This window comes from Leptotrichia trevisanii DSM 22070 (assembly GCF_000482505.1).
GTDB lineage: Bacteria > Fusobacteriota > Fusobacteriia > Fusobacteriales > Leptotrichiaceae > Leptotrichia > Leptotrichia trevisanii.
Genome location: NZ_KI519444.1, coordinates 17,883 through 35,734, shown reverse-complemented (window position 1 = coordinate 35,734; position 17,852 = coordinate 17,883). Strand labels below are relative to the sequence as shown.

Below are 17,852 nucleotides of genomic sequence, written 5' to 3'. Positions count from 1 at the left end.
ATTTTCTAAAATTATGGAGGAAGTACATGAAAAGCAAACTTTCTAAAATTGTAATTCTTGTCTTTCTTGTGGCAAATCTAGGAATGGCTGAATATATAAAAAAAGATAATACTGTTTACTATAAGGATGAAATATGGCAGACTGATGAGAAAAAGGTAAATGATGCGGATTTTAAAACATTTGTAGAGCTGAATAAAATTTACGGGAAAGACAGTAAAAATGTTTTTTATGAAGATGGAAAACTAAAAAATGCCGATTTAAAAACATTTCAGGCAGTTGGGGAAAATATTGGAAAAGACAAAGATAACTTTTATTGGTATAACCAGAAAGTAAAAATAAATCCAAAAGATTTTAAATTTTATAAAAATAAGGATAAAATAGTATATTTTAGAAATAATGGTAAAATATATGATTTAAAAGGATTAAATGAACTTAATGAAATTGAGGATGTAGATACTTTTGAAGTACTGGATGATGAATATTCAAAAGATAAACATAATATTTATTATGGAGGAGTAACTTTGTCTGATGTGGATATGGATACTTTTCAGATAATAATGCCAAATTACTATGCTAAAGATAAAAATAGCGTGTATTCAAGACATAAAAAAATTAAAGGGGCAAATCCAAAAACAATAAAAGTTTTGAATATTGTATATATAAAAGACGATAAAACTGTTTTTTCAGATTTTTCTTTTAGTAATACACTTAAAAATGCAGATGTTAAGTCTTTTGAAGCATTAGGACAATACTACGGAAAAGATAAAAACAATGTGTATTTAATGGGGAAAAAAATAAAAAAAGCTGATGTAAAAACTTTTCGGGTAATTTCAGAAGAATCTTTTGATCACTATTCAAAAGATAAGAATAATGTTTATTTGGAAACATACATTATAGAAGGAGCAGATCCGAAAACTTTTGAAATTATAAAAGAAGAGCCGTCTTATTCAAAGGATAAAAAGTACTTGTATTATTCTGGGAAAAAAATTGATGAAATTAAAGATAACTTAAAAATTATGAGTGCTGGAGTGCTTGGTATTATAAAAAATGGAAACAGAATTTATGCTAATGGAAATAGGCTTGATATAGAAAATCCAGAAAATTTTAAAATAATAAAAAATGATTATTACAATAATCCAAATATAATTTATGGAAAAAACAATAAAAATATATATGTAATTATAGGAAATGGACAAAAAATTCGTAGTAAAGTAATAAAAGATGCGGACATAAACTCTTTTGAAATAATGGAAATTGGTGCATATTCACGAGATAAAAATAATATTTATTTTACGCATTCTGATGTTGTGAAAATAAAAGATGTAGACAAAGACAGTTTTACTATTGGAGAACATGGCTTTTCTTACGACAAGAACAATGTGTATTTTTATGGGAAAAAGATAGATGGAATAAGTCCAAAAGGATTTAAAATAGTTGATTTAGCTGTTAATTTTGGGGATTCTGTAACATTTGCACTATTGACAGACAGTAAAAATTTATATAAATTTATTTATGAATTTGATCCTGAAACGTATAAATTGAAAAATACAAAATTGGTTACTGTAACGAATGTAAAAGTAGATGCTCCGAGTTTTGAGATTGTTAAAGAAGATACAGGAAGTTATTATAAAGACAAGGACAGCGTTTTTTATTATGATATGAATAAAAAAGAACTGAGAAAGGTCGAAGGTGGTGATAGAAACAGCTTTGTCGAAATGGATAATTTTTTCGCAAAGGATAATAAAAATATCTATTATTTTGGGAAGCAGATTAGAAATATCAGCTCAGAAGGATTTAAATTTGTTGGTCCAGATATTTTTAAAAATAAAAATGGTGTATATTTTTGGAAAGATGAAACTGGGACAGGAGACTATGAGATAGTACCTTTAAATTTTGACGGTGCTTCATTTGATATAGCGAATAAGGATACGAGTAATTATTTTAAAGATAAAAATGGAATTTATTATCTTGATTACGGTAAATTGTTAAATTCAGAATCAAAGGATGTACAAAATGCCTTTATTAAACTCGAAGGAGCTGATATTCCAACATTTAAAGCATTTGGATATGGGTATTCCAAAGATAAGAATAAAGTTTATTGTGAATATAAGGAATTTAAAGGGGTGGATGTCCCAAGTTTTACTGTTGTACTGGAAGATGAGGGAGTTGTAGTTAAGGATAAAAATAGGATTTATAAAAATGAATGTGAGTGACAAGTAAAAATTATTTTGAGTTATATTTTGGTAAGATTGCTTTAAAACATAATTTAGAAATCATAATTATCCTGCTAAAATTCTTTTTAATTATCTGATTTAATTTTGAAAAGTTTTAAATATTTTTAAATGTTTTTTGATAAATTGTTTATAAAAGGAGTTGGAGGAAATTTTATGAAAAGCAAACTTTCTAAAATTGTAATTCTTGTCTTTCTTGTGGCAAATCTGGGAATAGCTGAATATATAAAAAAAGATAACGCTGTTTACTATAAGGATGAAACAGAGCAAGCTGATGAGAGAAAAGTAGAAAATGCGGATTTTAAGACATTTGTAAAATTAAATGATATTTATGGGAAAGATGGGAAAAGTGTTTTTTATCTTGATAAGAAGTTAATAGATGCTGATATTAAGACTTTTCAGGTAATTGGGGAAGTCAATGGAAAAGATAAAAAATATATTTATAATTATGATGAAAAAATGGAGATAAATCCGAAAGATTTCAAACTTTATAAAAATAAGGACAAACTTTTGTATTTTAGAAATAATGGCAAATTGTATATTGGAGGAAGTTTTCTTGAAGTTGAGTATGTTCAGGATTTGAATAGTTTTGAGGTAATTGATCAAGGTTATTCAAAGGACAAGTATAATATTTATTATGCTGGAACGCCGATATATGATGTTGATAAAAGTACATTTCAGGTAATAATGCCTGATTATTACGCAAAAGATAAGAATAATGTGTACAGTGGTTCTGATAAAATAAAGGATGCGAATCCTGATACAATAAAAATATTAAATCAGGTTTATTTGAAGGATGATAAAAATGTATTTCTGAATTTTGGACAGAAGATAAAAAATGCCGATGCGGCTACTTTTGAAGTAATAGAAGAAAATGGAGCTTATGGAAAAGATAAAAATAATGTCTATTATCTTGGTGAAAAAATAAAAGGAGCTGATGCAAAATCTTTTGAAGTCATTTTAGAGCCTAGCGATCTTGTTCAAATGTATTCAAAAGATAAAAATAACGTCTTTATTGGAGGCCGAAAAATAAAAGAGGCTGATTTGAAAACTTTTGAAAGGCTTTCTGGAACAACTGATTATTCAAAGGATAGAAATAATCTTTACTATCGGGAATTGAAAATTGATAAAATTGATAAGAAAAATCTTAAAATTTTGTATTCTGGTGGAATTGACGTGGTAAAAAATGGGAATAGAATTTTTGCAGAAGGGGAAAAACTGAATATAAAAAGTCCAGAAACTTTTGAAATAATTTTGAGCAAGTATTATAATGTTCCAAATTTAATTTACGGAAAAGATGATAAAAATGTGTATGTAATTTCAAAATCAACAAAATTTGATGAAACTTATTCAAGCAAAATAATAAAAAATGCAGATGTAAATTCTTTTGAAGTAATGAAAAATAATATGTATACAAAAGATAAAAATAATATTTATTTTACACGAAACGATGTTGTAAAGTTGGAAGGTGCTGATAAAGATAGTTTTGTTATTCAAGAAAATGAGAACGACTTCTCTTACGATAAAAATAGTGTATATTTTATGGGGAAAAAAATAAATGGAATAAGTTCTAGTGAGTTTAGAATTATAGATTTGAATAACAGAAATGAATCTTTCTATTTCCTGACTGACAATAAAAATTTATATAAATTGATTACTATTTTTGATGAAGATAGTGGTAAAATTGCAAAAACTAAGTTAGTTACCATAGAAAATCCAAAAGTGGATACTAAAAGTTTTGAAGTGATAAATAAAAACTTTGATATTTATTATAGAGATAAAAATACTGTTTATTATTATGATGCAGATTTTGGCAAAGAATTGAAAAAACTGGAAGCAGCTGACAGTAATAGTTTTGTAAGTTTGGAAGCAAACTTTGGAAAAGATGATAAGAATGTTTATTATAATGGAAATAAATTGGAAGGCGTAAATTCTGATGGATTTGAAATTTTAGATGAAAATGCTATAATTTTTAAAAATAAAAATAATGTTTATTTTTTGAAAGCTAAAAATGAAGAAAAAAAATATAAACTTATACCTTTTAAATTTGACAGCAGTTCCTTTAAGCCTGTTCATAAACGCAGTGGATATTTTAAAGATAAAAACGGGATTTATTATTTTGATTATTCAAATTTGGAAAAATTGGACACTGAGAAAACTGAGGATATCCAAAATAAACTATTTTTTAAAATAGAAGGCGTAGATGTTCCGACATTCAGGGAACTTCAATTTGGATATTCAAAAGATAGGAATAGAGTGTATTGTAAAAATAAGGAAGTTAAAGGTGCAGATGCAGAAAGTTTTATTATATTTTATGCAGATGAGGGAGTTGTAGTTAAGGATAAAAATAAGATTTATGAAAATGATTGTGAGTGACAAGTAAAAATTATTTTGATTTATATTTTAGTAAGACTGCTTTGAAAAAGAATTTAGAAATCATAATTATTCTACTAAAATTCTTTTTAATTATCTAGTTCAATTTTGAAGAGTTTTAAATATTTTTAAGCATTTTTTGAATAAATTATTTAGAAAAGGATTTGAAGGAATTTTTATGAAAACTAAATTTTTTAAAGTTATATTAGGGGTGTTTATTTTAGCAAATTTTGGAATGGCGGAATATGTGAAAAAGGATAATGAAATTTATTATAAATATGGTAAAGAAGATGATTCAGGATTTAAAGTTGAAAATGTGGATTTGAATACCTTTAAAATATTGAATGATAAATATGCGAAAGATGATAAAAGCGTTTATTTTTGGGGAAATAAATCTTTTGAAGATGTAGATAGTAAAACTTTTGAAGTGCTACCAAATAATTATTCAAAAGATAAAAATAATGTTTACAGTCCAATTAACGAATGGATTCAGAAAATAAATGGGGCAAATCCAAAAACAATAAAAGTTTTGAGTCAATATTATTCAAAAGATGATAAAAATGTATTTTATAATTCAGATAAAATTTTAAATGCAGACATAAATTCGTTTGTGGTTCTGGAGGGAGACCATAGTCATGCAAAAGACAAAAATTCAGTCTATTATTCAGGAGAAAAAATTGAAGGTGCGAATCCAAAAACATTTAAGGTGATTTCAGACGGATCATATTCCAAAGATGATAAAAATGTGTATGCTGGATTAGACATTGTAAAAGGTGCAGATCCCCAAACTTTTAAGGAAGTTTCTGGAACAAATTATGCCAGAGATAAGAATAACCTGTATTATTACTTTGGAGATGTTAAAAATCTTGGGAAAATAAATGAAAAAGATTTTAAAGTTTTGGATAATGATTTGATTAAAAATGGAAATGAAATATTTTATTCTGGAGAAAAATTAGGTATAAAAAATCCTGAAGAATTTGAAATAATAAAAAATAATTCAAGTAATTCAAGTACGATTATTTATGGAAAAGATAATGAAAACATATATGCCATAACACCATACAAAGAAACTGGGTATCTTATAATAAAAAATGCTGATAAAGATACTTTTGAAGTAATGAAAGATAGCAATTATTCTAAAGATAAAAATAATATTTATTATACAAGAATGGATGTTATCCAATTACAAGATGTAGATAAAAATAGTTTTACTATTGTAGAAGATGAAGATTTTTCATATGATAAAAAAAATGTTTATTATAGAGGAAGAAAACTAAATGATATAAGCCCAAATGGCTTTAAAGTTGTAAGGCTTGTTAATAGACGAAATATACCACTTAATTTTTTGAGTGATAGTAAAAATATATATAAACTTGTTACAGTATATGATGAAAAAACTGATAAACTGAAAAGTGTAAAAGTAGTTGCAGTAAAAAATCCTAAAGTAGATTCTAAAACTTTTGAAATATTTGATTACTGGGAAAATTATTTCCGTGATAAAAATAATGTATATTATGAAAATGAATTGTATAAAATGGGCTTAAAAAAAATAGCAGGTGCAGACAGAAAAAGTTTTAAGGTTTTGAATGATGAATTTTCAAAAGACAAAAACAATGTTTATTATTATGGAAATAAAATAAACGGTGTAAGTCCAGATGGATTGGAGTTTGTTGGAAACAAATTTGTATTTAAAAATCATGAAGATTTTGTTTCTTTCATAAAAGATAAAAATAATGTTTATTATTTGAAAGGGAAAATTGGAAATGAAAAATATGAAATAATGCCTTTAAACTTTGACAGTAAGACCTTTAAATATTCTAATAACGGTTTTTATGAATTAATTAATTCAAATTATACTGGTTATTTTCAAGATAAAAATGGAGTTTATTATTTTAATGGATTAGCTAAATTAACTTCAAATAATATTTTATCTAAAGTTGAAAATGCTGATATTCCATCATTTTTACAATATATGGCAGGTTATGCAAAAGATAAAAATAAAGTATATTGTGGAACTAAGGAAGTTAAAGGTGCAGATGTTGAAAGCTTTGCAGCATTTACTATAGATGGTGAAGATGTAATAAAAGATGAAAATAAAATTTATAAATACACAGACAGTTGTGAACAATAATTAAACATAAATATTTTAAATTATACAGAAATCCCTCTAAAATTGAGCTTTATGAATTGAATAGATTGGGATTTTTGTACTTTTAAATAAGTAGAAAGTGGAAAATATAAAATGAGAGATGTAATAGCAAGTCCAGATAACAAATTTTATAAATTGTTGAAAAAACTGGATAAAAAGAAGTATCGTGATGAAAACAGTATTTTTAAGGCTGAAGGCGAAAAGTTTCTAAATGAGAATATCAATTTTAATAAAATTATTGTAAAGGAATCGAAATTTGAATATTTTGATGAAAAATATAAAATTTCTAGACATGATAACTTGACAATTTTGAAGGATAATCTGTTTGATGAAGTTTCAACTCAGGAAAATAGTCAGGGAATAATATTCCTGTATTCTAAAAACTTAAATACAATTGAGGATATACAGGGTGATGTTGTAATTCTGGATGATATTCAGGATCCGGGAAATGCCGGAACTATCATTAGAACAATGATTGCTGCAAACTTTCAGAATTTAATTCTAACAAAGGGTTCAGTAGATGTTTATAATCCAAAGACGGTACGTGCTACAATGAGTGGGATTTTCAAGTTAAACATAATTTATGAAACACCTGAAAAAATTGTGGAATTTTTGAATAATAAAAATTATTTAAAAATAGCGACTGCTTTACACGAAGATTCGATTTCCTATGAAAAAATAGAATTATGCGAAAATAATGCGTTTATTTTTGGACACGAAGGTGGCGGAGTGTCTGAATATCTGATAGAAAATTCTGATATAAAGGCGATTATTCCGATTTATGGGAATATAGAATCATTGAATGTGAGTGTAGCGACAGGGATTTTTCTTTATAAGATGAGGGAGAAATTGCAATGCTTATAAAAATTGTGGAGATAATAATACGAGTGAAATTTTGTGATTATGCAAAATAATATAAATATTAATAAAGTTCGAAAAACTACATAAGGGGTGGCAAATAATGGAGAATAATATACAAATATTTGAAGGTAAAAAAATTAGGTCTGTTTGGGATAATGAAAAGGAAGAATGGTATTTTTCTGTTGTCGATGTTGTAGGAGCATTAACGGATAGTGTAAATGCTAGAGATTATTGGTATAAAATGAAAAAAAGAATGACAGATGAGGAAAAAAGTGAATTGTCGACAATTTGTCGACAGTTGAAGTTAAAAGCACCTGATGGAAAAATGAGATTAACAGATGTTGCTGATATACAAGGAATTTTCCGAATTATTCAGTCAATTCCGTCTCCTAAGGCAGAACCATTTAAAATGTGGTTGGCACAAGTGGGAAAAGACAGAATAGATGAAATTACAGATCCAGAATTAACTATTGACAGGGCATTGGAAACATATTTGAAAAAAGGATATTCAAAAGAATGGATAAATCAGAGGTTACAGGCGATTCAAGTTAGAAAGGAATTGACAGATGCTTGGCAAGAGCATGGAGTAAAAAAGGGAATAGAATATGCAATTCTTACAGATGAAATTTCAAAGGCGTGGTCTGGAATGGCAACCAAAGAATATAAAGATTTAAAAGGATTAAAAAAAGAAAACTTAAGGGATAATATGTCAACTTTGGAACTTGTACTTAATATGCTTGCAGAAGCTACAACCACAGAATTAACTAATATTCATAATCCAAATGGCTTGGAAGAAAATAAAAAAGTTGCAAAACGAGGTGGAACAATAGCAGGAAATACTAGAAAAGAGATTGAAGCAGATACTGGAAGATCTGTTATTACAACTAAAAATGCAGTAGATTTTTCTAAATTAATTGAAGATGTAGTAAAAGATATTCCTGATATAGTTAAAAATTGTAAAGATGAAGTAAAAAGCAAGGAGTGAATTAAATATGGCTTCAAGTAAAGAATATTTAAATTTTGTATTGGAACAGCTGTCGGAAGTGGAAAATATTAGATATAGAACGATGATGGGGGAATATATTCTTTATTATAGGGAAAAAGTTATTGGTGGGATTTATGATGACAGGTTTCTTGTGAAGGCTGTAAAATCGGCGAAAGAACTTATGCCGAATGCTTTGCATGAAGTTCCTTATGAAGGAGCAAAGAAAATGTTGCTTGTTGATGATGTTGAAAATGAAGAGTTTTTGAAGAATTTATTTGAAGCAATGTATGATGAACTTCCTGTTTTGAAGAAAAAAAAGAAACAATAGAAATAAAGAAAGGTAAAATAGAAATGTCGAAAAAAGAAATTTTTAAAATTGGATCACATGTGGGAATGAGTGGGAAAGATATGCTTTTGGGATCGGTTAAGGAAGCGGTTTCTTATGGATCGAATACTTTTATGATATATACTGGAGCACCACAGAATACACGGAGAAAGCCGATTGATGAGCTGAATATTGAGACTGGGCTTAAACTTATGAAGGAGAATAATATTGATATTGATGATATTGTTGTGCATGCTCCTTATATAATTAATCTTGGGAATGCTGTAAAGCCTGAAACTTTTGAGATTGCAGTGCAGTTTTTGAGAACGGAGATTGAAAGGACAGATGCTATTGGAGCAAAAAGAATTGTTCTTCATCCAGGCGCTCACGTTGGGGAAGGTGAAGAAGTTGGGATTAATAAGATTATTGAAGGATTGAATGAAGTTTTGACGAAAGATCAGAAAACGACTGTGGCACTTGAGACGATGGCTGGAAAAGGTACAGAATGCGGGAGAAGTTTTGAAGAAATTGCAAAAATTATTGATGGTGTAAAATTGAAGGAAAAACTGACAGTTTGTTTTGATACTTGCCACGTTCACGATGCTGGATATGATATTGTAAACGATTTTGAGGGAGTTATTGAACAGTTTGACAAAATTGTTGGAATTGACAGAATATCAGTAATTCACTTGAATGATAGTAAGAATGTGTGCGGTGCACATAAAGATAGGCATGAAAATATAGGATTTGGAAAAATCGGATTTGAAGTGTTAAATAAAATTGCACATTTTGAAAAATTTTCTCATTTGCCAAAAATTTTGGAAACACCTTATGTGGCTTTGAGCGATGATAAAAAGGCTAAAAAAGTTCCGCCATATAAATTTGAGATTGAGATGTTGCGAGCTGGCAAGTTTGACAAAGACGTTATGGAGAAAATAAAAAATCAGTAAAATTTATTATTATTTGAAGTATGAAAGGAATCGGTGCATGATAAAAAAAGGATTATTTTTATTATTTTTGTTGTTTTTGGTTTCGTGTGGTAATAAAGAAGAAAAAATATATGAAAAAGAATTAATGAATATTGAAGTTAGCGGGTACGATAATTCTAAACAATTTAGCGAGAGTAATGTAAAAGAGATAAAAAAGATGCTTCGGAAAAAATTTGACAATTTAGAATTAATAGCCGTAACAAAAGATGGACGATTTTTTATAAGAAAAAACGTAACCGATGGTAATAATAAAGAATTAACAGGAAAAGAAGTTACAATTGATAGAGTAGATATTATTGATACCATTGGAGAATGGTGTGAGGAAAAGGGTATAGAGTTTAAATTTATAATTAATCAATTTTATGATAAAAAACAGAATAAAGAAATTAGTCGTTCTATTTATTATTCTCATATTTTACAAATCAAATACGAAGATGAAGATTATAAAAAAGCACTTAAAGAAGGGTTTTCTCAGTATTCAAAAGCTACAAGATTTTAGAATAGAAAATAATTTTTTAAATAAATAAAAAAATAGTAAAGTTTATATAAGATATGATAAATATACAGAAAGAAGTGATAAAAATGCTAAAAGATAAAGAATTAACAAAAAAGGAAATGTTTGAAATATTTAACAGAAGATATGCGTGCAAAAAATACGATAAGGCAAAAGTTGTTTCAAACGAAGATTTTAAGGCAATTATTGAGGCAGGGAGACTTTCTCCTAGTTCTTTTGGGCTTGAGCCTTGGAAATTTATTCTTGTGAAAAATGAGGAAATGCTGAATGATATGAGAGAGTTTGCTTGGGGAGCAATTAACAGCTTGAATGGGGCGAGCCATATTGTTATGGTATTGGCTAGAAAAGGTGTTACTGGTGATAGCAAGTATTTTGAAAAAATTGGGAAGGAAATAAAAAATATTTCTGATGAAAATTTGAAGATTAGAAAAGAATTTTTTACAAAATTTCAAGAAAATCATTTTAAGTTGCTGGAAAATGAAAGAGCATTATTTGACTGGGCTTCAAAACAGACTTACATTGCAATGGTAAATATGATGAATATGGCTGCAGCTCTTGGGGTTGACAGCTGTGCAATTGAAGGATTTAATAAAGAAATGGCTGAAAAATACTTCTCTGAAAAAGGTATCTTTGATTTGAAGGAATATGGAATTTCATATTTTGTAAGTTTTGGATATAGAGATGAAGATATTACTCCAAAAACTAGAAGAGAACTTTCGGAAGTTTATGAGGTTGTTGAGTAGTTTTTGAATACTTGAATTTTGAATATACTCAAATTAATTTATTGCAGAAAGAGGATTTTTATGAAAAAAATTTTTGTAATGATGTTGCTGGTAATGGCATTTTCGTGTGGTAATAAAAATAATCAAAATGAAAATGAAAATAGGCCAAATAATACAGCTGAACAAACAAGTCAAAAGCAAGAAAGTTCAGAACAGTTATCGGAAGAAACAAAGAAAAAAAGAATAGAAACAGAAGCAGCTTATGAGAAAGATTTAATGAAAGTTAAGGTAGATGGAGGTTCTGATTATAAACAATTAAGTGATCAAAATGTGACTGAAATAAAACAGATTATCCAAAAAAAATTTAAAAATTCAATAATAACTGCTGTAACAGCTGATGGACGATTTTTTGTAATGCAAGCAGTTAATGATCCTGCAAATAAAGAAGAAACTGCTAAGGAAATTATTATTGATAGAGTTGATATTATTGAAACTATTGGGAAGTGGTGCAAAGATAAGGGAACAAAATATAAATTTGTAATTGTTCAGTTTTTTGATTTAGATAAGAAAGAACGGATTAGCGAGTCCATATATTATTCATATATTTTAGAAAATCTTTATGAAAAGGAAGAATACAAGCAGGCAATAAGTGATGCTTTTGATAAATATAAAAGAGCTATAAGATATTAAAGTAGAAAATGTTTTTCCAAAAAAGTGTATTTGAATTCAAGAAATACGGAGTTTTAGTGATGGTAAGTTTTGGGTATAGAGATAAAGAGTGCCTAAAAAAGTAAAAAAAATACTTTAAGAACTTTTGGAAATAATTGAGTAAAGGGTTTTTAATTCTTGTTCTTGTTGCAAGATAAAAAAGTAAAAAGTTGATAAATATAAATAAAGATAAAAACACAGTTCTGGTTGGTAGTCCAGACGCAGTAATGTAAGTAACCTGCCTCCTTAGGTTGTCCATTCTTTATTATAAATTTTTTTAAGGAGGCTGAAATTATGAGAAAGATTTCAGGAAAATTGACAGTTTTTTTTGAAAATCCTTTTTGGGTAGGAATTTTTGAAAATTTTGAAAATGATAATTTATCAGTTTGTAAAGTAACTTTTGGTTCGGAACCTAAAGAATATGAAATTTATGATTTTATATTAAAAAAGTTTTATAATCTTCGATTTAGTAATGAAATGAAGTCAAATTTTAATGAGAAAGCCAAAAATCCAAAACGTAGACAAAGGGAAATAAAAAAAGAGCTTCAAAGTAAAAAATTTTTGAAAAAATCGGAAGAAATTTTAAAATTACAACACGAAGAGAATAAAAGGGAACGGAAAGTTAAAACAAAACAAGAAAAAGAACTTGAAAAACAGAAAAAATTTTTATTGAAACAGGAGAAAAAGAAAAAGAAACATAGAGGAAGATAAGAAGGGGGGCTGTCTTATAAGATAAATAAAATTACTAAATCATAAATTTTATATATTTTACTATATTTATAAAATCAATAAAAATAATATCTGTTGATTTTTGAAAATATATAACATTTATGTTAGTAAAATTATTTCTGACTTATGAGACACCCTCTTATAATTGAATACTGCTGTTATCTATATTTTCCTGCGAAAAAAATAAATAAAATAAGGATAATGGCGACTTGATAGTTAGAGATTCGAAAAATATGGAATAACTGCAGATGAAGTAAAGAAAAAATTGGAAGAAGTTGGTAAATATTTAAAAGAAGATGTAGTACCAGACAAAGAATATAAAAATCAATAATTTTTTATAGCAAGTTGCAGTAAGTTAAATTTTATTATATAATATAAGCAAATAAAAAAGAATAGAATAGGAGAATGAAAGTAAAAATGTCAGAAAAAAAAGTAAGAGTTAGAATAGCACCGTCTCCAACTGGAGATCCACACGTAGGAACTGCCTACATTGGACTATTTAATTATGCGTTTGTAAAACATAATGGTGGAGATTTTATTTTAAGAATAGAAGATACGGATAGAACCAGATTTTCAGGAGATTCAGAACAGCAGATTTTTGATGCGATGAAATGGCTTGGGCTAAATTATGATGAAGGTCCAGATGTTGGGGGAAAAGCTGGGCCTTATAGACAATCGGAAAGATTTTCGATTTATAAGAATTATGCTGAACAATTGGTGGAAAAAGGGGAAGCATATTATTGTTTCTGTACTGCTGAAAGATTGCAAAAATTAAGAGAAAGACAAGCAGCTATGAAACAAGCACCAGGATACGACGGGCATTGCAGAAACTTGTCAAAAGAAGAAGTGGAAGCAAAATTAGCGGCTGGAGAGCCTTATGTTATTAGACTTAAAATGCCTTATGAAGGAGAAACTATTGTAAATGATGGATTAAGAGGAGAAATTAGATTTGAGAATAGTAAAATTGATGATCAAGTGTTGTTAAAATCTGATGGATTCCCAACTTATCATTTGGCAAATATTGTTGATGATCATTTGATGGGGATAACTCACGTTATAAGAGCAGAAGAGTGGATTTCTTCTACGCCTAAGCATATTCAGTTATACAAAGCATTTGGATGGGATGAGCCTAAATGGTATCATATGCCACTTTTAAGAAATGCGGATAAGACTAAAATTTCTAAGAGAAAAAATCCAGTTTCGTTGAACTATTACAGAGAAGAAGGTTATTTGAAAGAAGGGCTTCTAAACTTCCTTGCACTTATGGGATGGAGCTTTGGAGAAAACAAGGAAATTTTTACTATTGATGAAATGATACAAAATTTCTCATTTGATAAAATTTCTCTTGGAGGGCCTGTGTTTGACTTGGTTAAATTAGGATGGGTAAACAATCATCACATGAGATTAAAGGATTTGGATGAATTGACAAAATTGGCTATTCCATATTTTGTGCAAGCTGGTTATTATGAAAATGAAAACTTGCCAGATGAAGAATTTTCAAAATTAAAAAGAATTGTGGAAATTACAAGGGAAGGTTCACAGACATTAAAAGAGCTGCCAGTAAATGCAGCAATTTATTTTGAAGATGAATTTGAATTGCCAATAATTGAAGAAGGAATGAATAAAAAAGAAAGAAAATCAATTGAAAGATTAACTTCTTCACTTGAAACAGAAACTGGTAAAAAATCCATTCAAATGTTTATTGAAAAAATCAATAAATTAAATGAAGAAATTTCAGAAGACGAAGCAAAACAAATCCTTCACGAACTGCAAGATGAAATAGGAGAAGGCCCAGCAGCAGTATTGATGCCACTTAGGGCAGTTATTACAGGAAAAGCCAGAGGAGCGGATTTGTACACGGTAATCGCAGTTATTGGGAAAGAAAGAACGTTGGCTAGAATAAATAATATTTTAGGAAATTTAAAATAGTATTTTATATTTTGGGAGGTTAGTTATGGCAACAAAAAGTTTTAAAAAAGATTTAATATTTACAAATGAAGCCGCAAATAATTTTTTTAAAATAATGGATAAGAAAACAACAAAAAAAAATCTGACTTCAAATGTTAAAGAAATACAAAGTAGTAAAAGAATAAAAGAAATTTTAAAATAATTAGTTAAAAGGTGAGGAAATTGAGTATAGAAAGAGTGGGGTTACAAAAATTATTAGAATCAGAGAATCAAATAGAAAAAATTGAAAAATTTTTAAAAACTTTCAAAAGTAATTTTGCAACAACAAATGAAGTTGAATATTTTTTACATAATAATGCTATTGAATTTGAAAAAAAGACACTTTCAACTACACATTTATTAATAAATGAAAATAATGAATTAGTAGGATATTTTTCTATTGCAAATAAAAAATTAAATATTCCTAAGGAAGTTGTAAAGACTTTTTCAAAAACAAAATTAAAAAAAATAGGACAAAGTTCAAATATAAAAAAAGATGGAAGTTATGAAATTAACAGTTATTTGATTGGGCAATTGGGAATAAATTTTTCACAAGAAATAAAAGGCGAAAAAATTACAGGAAAAGATTTGTTAAACGAAATCTGGATATTGTTATTGGAAGCAAAAAAATTAGTCAATGTGAAATATATTTGGTTAGAATGTGAAAATAATAGTAAGTTGATAAATTTTTATAAAGAATTTGGCTTTGACTTAATTGATGGATTTGAAAATGATTTAAAAGTTATGTTTATGAAAATATAATAAATTTTTACTAAAAGAGGAATTGTTAGTATACAGTTCCTTTTTTGTATTAATTTTTTTAACTATTTTTTAAAATTTTGTGGAAATTTTATTTCTTATGTGGTATAATTATATTAATTAAGAAATAAAAGATAAGGGGTGATAGTTATGGCTACAAGCAGTTTTTTCAAAAATTTAGAATTGAATAAGGAAGCGGCTGAAGAGCTGATTAAAATGATGGAAGAAGGATTTACTGTAAATAAAAATGAGGATTTGAAATGCGAGGAAGCTGATATAGAAGAAATAGGTAAAAAATTTAAATTGAGAAAAAAAGGGGAAATAGCAATTGAAGAGAATGAGGTTACAGGAGTTATTGAATAAATATGACGAACTAGATGTTATAAAAGAATTAAAAAAATTTAAAAGTATCTCAGTTTATCCTAAAAATGATATAGAAATATTTTTACAAGAAAAATCTATTAGATTCGAAAAATCATGTGTTTCTACAACCCATTTAATATTTGATGATAATATTGAAGAAATGTTAGGATATTTTACAATTGCAAATAGAAGTTTAATTCTTTCAAAAGAAGAATTGAATGTGCTTTCAAAAACACAGCAAAAGAAACTGAGTAATAGCGGAAGTGTATTAAGAAATGGCGATTTGATGACAAGTAGTTTTTTGTTGGGACAACTGGGGAAAAATTATTCAGATGATATTTTGAAAAAAATTACAGGAAAAGGTTTACTAACTTCGGCATATAATTTGTTATTGAAGATAAAGGAATTGATAAATACTAAATATGTCTGGTTGGAATGTCAGAATGAATCTAGATTGATTAATTTTTATAGAGATTTTGGATTTAAACTTTTGGAGCATATTATTTCTGATGAAGGATTGAAAGTAATGATAATGGAACTTAAATGAAGTATATTGAATTTACTATTGAGATTAAATGGATAAAATTATAAGAATTTAAAAAAGTGATGTATAGAGTTTTAAACTTTTAAATATCACTTTTTTTATTTTATTTATATTCAAATTTATAATAAATGTTTTTTCTTTAATAAAATAAACTTTTTAGTTTTAATAAACTGGCGGAGCTTTTATAATTTAATTAAAATAATCCATAATTATTTAAGTTGAATTGTAAGAAATTTTTTAGTATAATTAGGTTACCAAAAGTTTCATTTACGAAAGGGGGAAAATTATGTTAAAAAGAGCGAAAAAATTATATGAGAAATATAAAAAAACAAATATTACAGCAGAAGATTTGAAAAAGGCTGGAAAGTTGAAAAATAATTTAGGAGCAGTTGCATCAAAGTTTGGACTTCTTGTGAGAATGTTGCAAGCGGACAAAAGAGGGGAATTTAAGATTCCAACGATGGATAAGGTAAAAATTATTGGAGCGATTATTTATGTGATTTCTACGATTGATGCGGTGCCTGATATTTTGCCAATTATTGGGTTTGGTGATGATATAGGTGTTGTGGCGTATGTGATTTCAAAGCTGGGAAGTTTGATTTCTGAATATGAAAAATTTGAGCTTCAGAAGAAAAGGGAAGAGAAGGACAGAAATGTAGATTGGGATAATTTACAAGTTGTGAATGAGGATTAAGAATGGAGAAATATGAAAAAAGAAAATTTTTTGAGGCAATTTCCAAAAGAAATGGAGTATTTGGCTAGTAAATTGTATAATTCTTATGAAGTGGCGAAGGAATATGAGATTGTGAGCTTTACTGAGGAGTTTTATACGCCGAATTTTTGGAAGAAACTGGGGAAAAGGATGGATGGACTTAATGTTATTTGTGATGGAGTTTTTGCAGATAGTGATAGACGGCAAATTGCATTTGTGCCTGATAGTTTTGTAGCTGGAAATAGAGATGTTTATGATAATTTTGGAAAAAATGACAAAAGTTTGGTACAAGATGATGAAAAATTTGAAGATTATGCGGATTGTAATAATGAGTTTAATGAGAATAGTTTTCAATTTCCAAATAAATTGTTAAAAATATCAATAGATTCAAGATTTCGTGAATATCTTCATAAGGATTTTTTAGGAAGTCTTATGGGTCTTAATATAAAAAGGGAACTTATGGGAGATTTGATTTTGGAAAATGAGGGCAGGAAAATATCAGGGTATATTCCAGTATCAGAGAAAATTGCAGATTATATTATTTCGGAATTAAAGCAAATTGGAAAAGCATCTTGTGAAATTGAAATTATTGACACAAAAAATAAAAATATTCTTCCGCAATATAAATATGATAATAAGTTAATTACAGTTCTCTCCAAGCGTCTGGACAGCATTGTTTCAACGATTACAAATTTATCTCGGACAAAGGTAATTGAGCCGATTGAAAAAGGAAAGGTTCTAGTTGATTATGTGGAAGAAAAGGATAAGTCTAGAATGCTTGAAATTGGCAGTTTGATTACGATTAGAGGGTTTGGGAAGTATAAATTGTTTTTGGATAAGGGGGAAACGAAAAAGGGGAAGGAACGCATACTTGTGAAGAAATACATTTAGAATCTTGGAATAATAAAAATAGATTTATTGAACTTGGTTTAAATGTTCTA

At 27.7% G+C, this 17,852-nt stretch carries 18 protein-coding genes; all 18 read left to right on the top strand.

Translation table 11 applies throughout. From position 1 onward, the window contains the following. The first annotated feature begins 26 nt into the window (after positions 1-26). The 18 genes from K324_RS0111350 to K324_RS0111265 all read left to right on the top strand — a co-directional run bounded on the left by K324_RS0111350 (position 27) and on the right by K324_RS0111265 (position 17,802). Positions 27-2,213, top strand: coding sequence for a DKNYY domain-containing protein (locus K324_RS0111350; protein WP_026749230.1), 2,187 nt, complete (start codon positions 27-29; stop codon positions 2,211-2,213). Positions 2,214-2,387: 174 nt separating this feature from the next. Beyond that, on the top strand, positions 2,388-4,607 hold the full coding sequence (locus K324_RS0111345; RefSeq protein ID WP_026749229.1) for a DKNYY domain-containing protein: 2,220 nt from the start codon (positions 2,388-2,390) through the stop codon (positions 4,605-4,607). A gap of 175 nt (positions 4,608-4,782) precedes the next feature. Next, positions 4,783-6,735 carry a DKNYY domain-containing protein gene (locus K324_RS0111340; RefSeq protein WP_026749228.1) on the top strand — a complete coding sequence of 651 codons (1,953 nt, stop codon included), beginning with the start codon at positions 4,783-4,785 and terminating at the stop codon, positions 6,733-6,735. Between the two features lie 111 nt (positions 6,736-6,846). Further along, positions 6,847-7,617 carry a TrmH family RNA methyltransferase gene (locus K324_RS0111335; RefSeq protein ID WP_026749227.1) on the top strand — a complete coding sequence of 257 codons (771 nt, stop codon included), beginning with the start codon at positions 6,847-6,849 and terminating at the stop codon, positions 7,615-7,617. A 97-nt stretch (positions 7,618-7,714) separates the two neighbouring features. Next, complete coding sequence (locus K324_RS0111330; RefSeq protein ID WP_026749226.1) at positions 7,715-8,599, top strand: BRO family protein; 885 nt, start codon at positions 7,715-7,717, stop codon at positions 8,597-8,599. A 7-nt stretch (positions 8,600-8,606) separates the two neighbouring features. Further along, positions 8,607-8,927 (top strand): TfoX/Sxy family protein, encoded by a 321-nt coding sequence (locus K324_RS0111325; protein ID WP_026749225.1) that lies wholly within the window; start codon positions 8,607-8,609, stop codon positions 8,925-8,927. 23 nt (positions 8,928-8,950) lie between these two features. Continuing rightward, a complete protein-coding gene (locus K324_RS0111320; RefSeq protein WP_084533639.1) occupies positions 8,951-9,874 on the top strand; it encodes a deoxyribonuclease IV in 924 nt (307 codons plus the stop codon). Positions 9,875-9,911: 37 nt separating this feature from the next. Beyond that, positions 9,912-10,412 (top strand): hypothetical protein, encoded by a 501-nt coding sequence (locus K324_RS0111315; RefSeq protein WP_026749223.1) that lies wholly within the window; start codon positions 9,912-9,914, stop codon positions 10,410-10,412. Positions 10,413-10,495: 83 nt separating this feature from the next. After that, positions 10,496-11,170 (top strand): NAD(P)H-dependent oxidoreductase, encoded by a 675-nt coding sequence (locus K324_RS0111310; protein WP_026749222.1) that lies wholly within the window; start codon positions 10,496-10,498, stop codon positions 11,168-11,170. 60 nt (positions 11,171-11,230) lie between these two features. Then, positions 11,231-11,839 carry a hypothetical protein gene (locus tag K324_RS0111305; RefSeq protein WP_248615395.1) on the top strand — a complete coding sequence of 203 codons (609 nt, stop codon included), beginning with the start codon at positions 11,231-11,233 and terminating at the stop codon, positions 11,837-11,839. A gap of 312 nt (positions 11,840-12,151) precedes the next feature. After that, positions 12,152-12,568 (top strand): YjdF family protein, encoded by a 417-nt coding sequence (locus K324_RS0111300; protein ID WP_026749220.1) that lies wholly within the window; start codon positions 12,152-12,154, stop codon positions 12,566-12,568. A 435-nt stretch (positions 12,569-13,003) separates the two neighbouring features. Then, complete coding sequence (gene gltX, locus K324_RS0111295; RefSeq protein ID WP_026749219.1) at positions 13,004-14,515, top strand: glutamate--tRNA ligase; 1,512 nt, start codon at positions 13,004-13,006, stop codon at positions 14,513-14,515. Positions 14,516-14,540: 25 nt separating this feature from the next. Next, positions 14,541-14,696, top strand: coding sequence for a hypothetical protein (locus tag K324_RS15870; protein WP_156906998.1), 156 nt, complete (start codon positions 14,541-14,543; stop codon positions 14,694-14,696). 20 nt (positions 14,697-14,716) lie between these two features. Further along, positions 14,717-15,295 carry an N-acetyltransferase gene (locus tag K324_RS0111285; RefSeq protein WP_026749218.1) on the top strand — a complete coding sequence of 193 codons (579 nt, stop codon included), beginning with the start codon at positions 14,717-14,719 and terminating at the stop codon, positions 15,293-15,295. A gap of 147 nt (positions 15,296-15,442) precedes the next feature. Then, positions 15,443-15,655, top strand: coding sequence for a hypothetical protein (locus K324_RS0111280; protein WP_026749217.1), 213 nt, complete (start codon positions 15,443-15,445; stop codon positions 15,653-15,655). Continuing rightward, entirely contained in the window at positions 15,630-16,202 is a 573-nt protein-coding gene (locus K324_RS0111275; protein WP_036095718.1) for a hypothetical protein, read from the top strand. The genes K324_RS0111280 and K324_RS0111275 overlap by 26 nt, the downstream gene beginning before the upstream one ends. 283 nt (positions 16,203-16,485) lie before the next feature. Then, on the top strand, positions 16,486-16,893 hold the full coding sequence (locus tag K324_RS0111270) for a YkvA family protein (protein WP_026749215.1): 408 nt from the start codon (positions 16,486-16,488) through the stop codon (positions 16,891-16,893). Between the two features lie 12 nt (positions 16,894-16,905). Further along, entirely contained in the window at positions 16,906-17,802 is an 897-nt protein-coding gene (locus K324_RS0111265) for a YlmH family RNA-binding protein (protein WP_026749214.1), read from the top strand. The last annotated feature ends 50 nt before the right edge of the window (positions 17,803-17,852 follow it).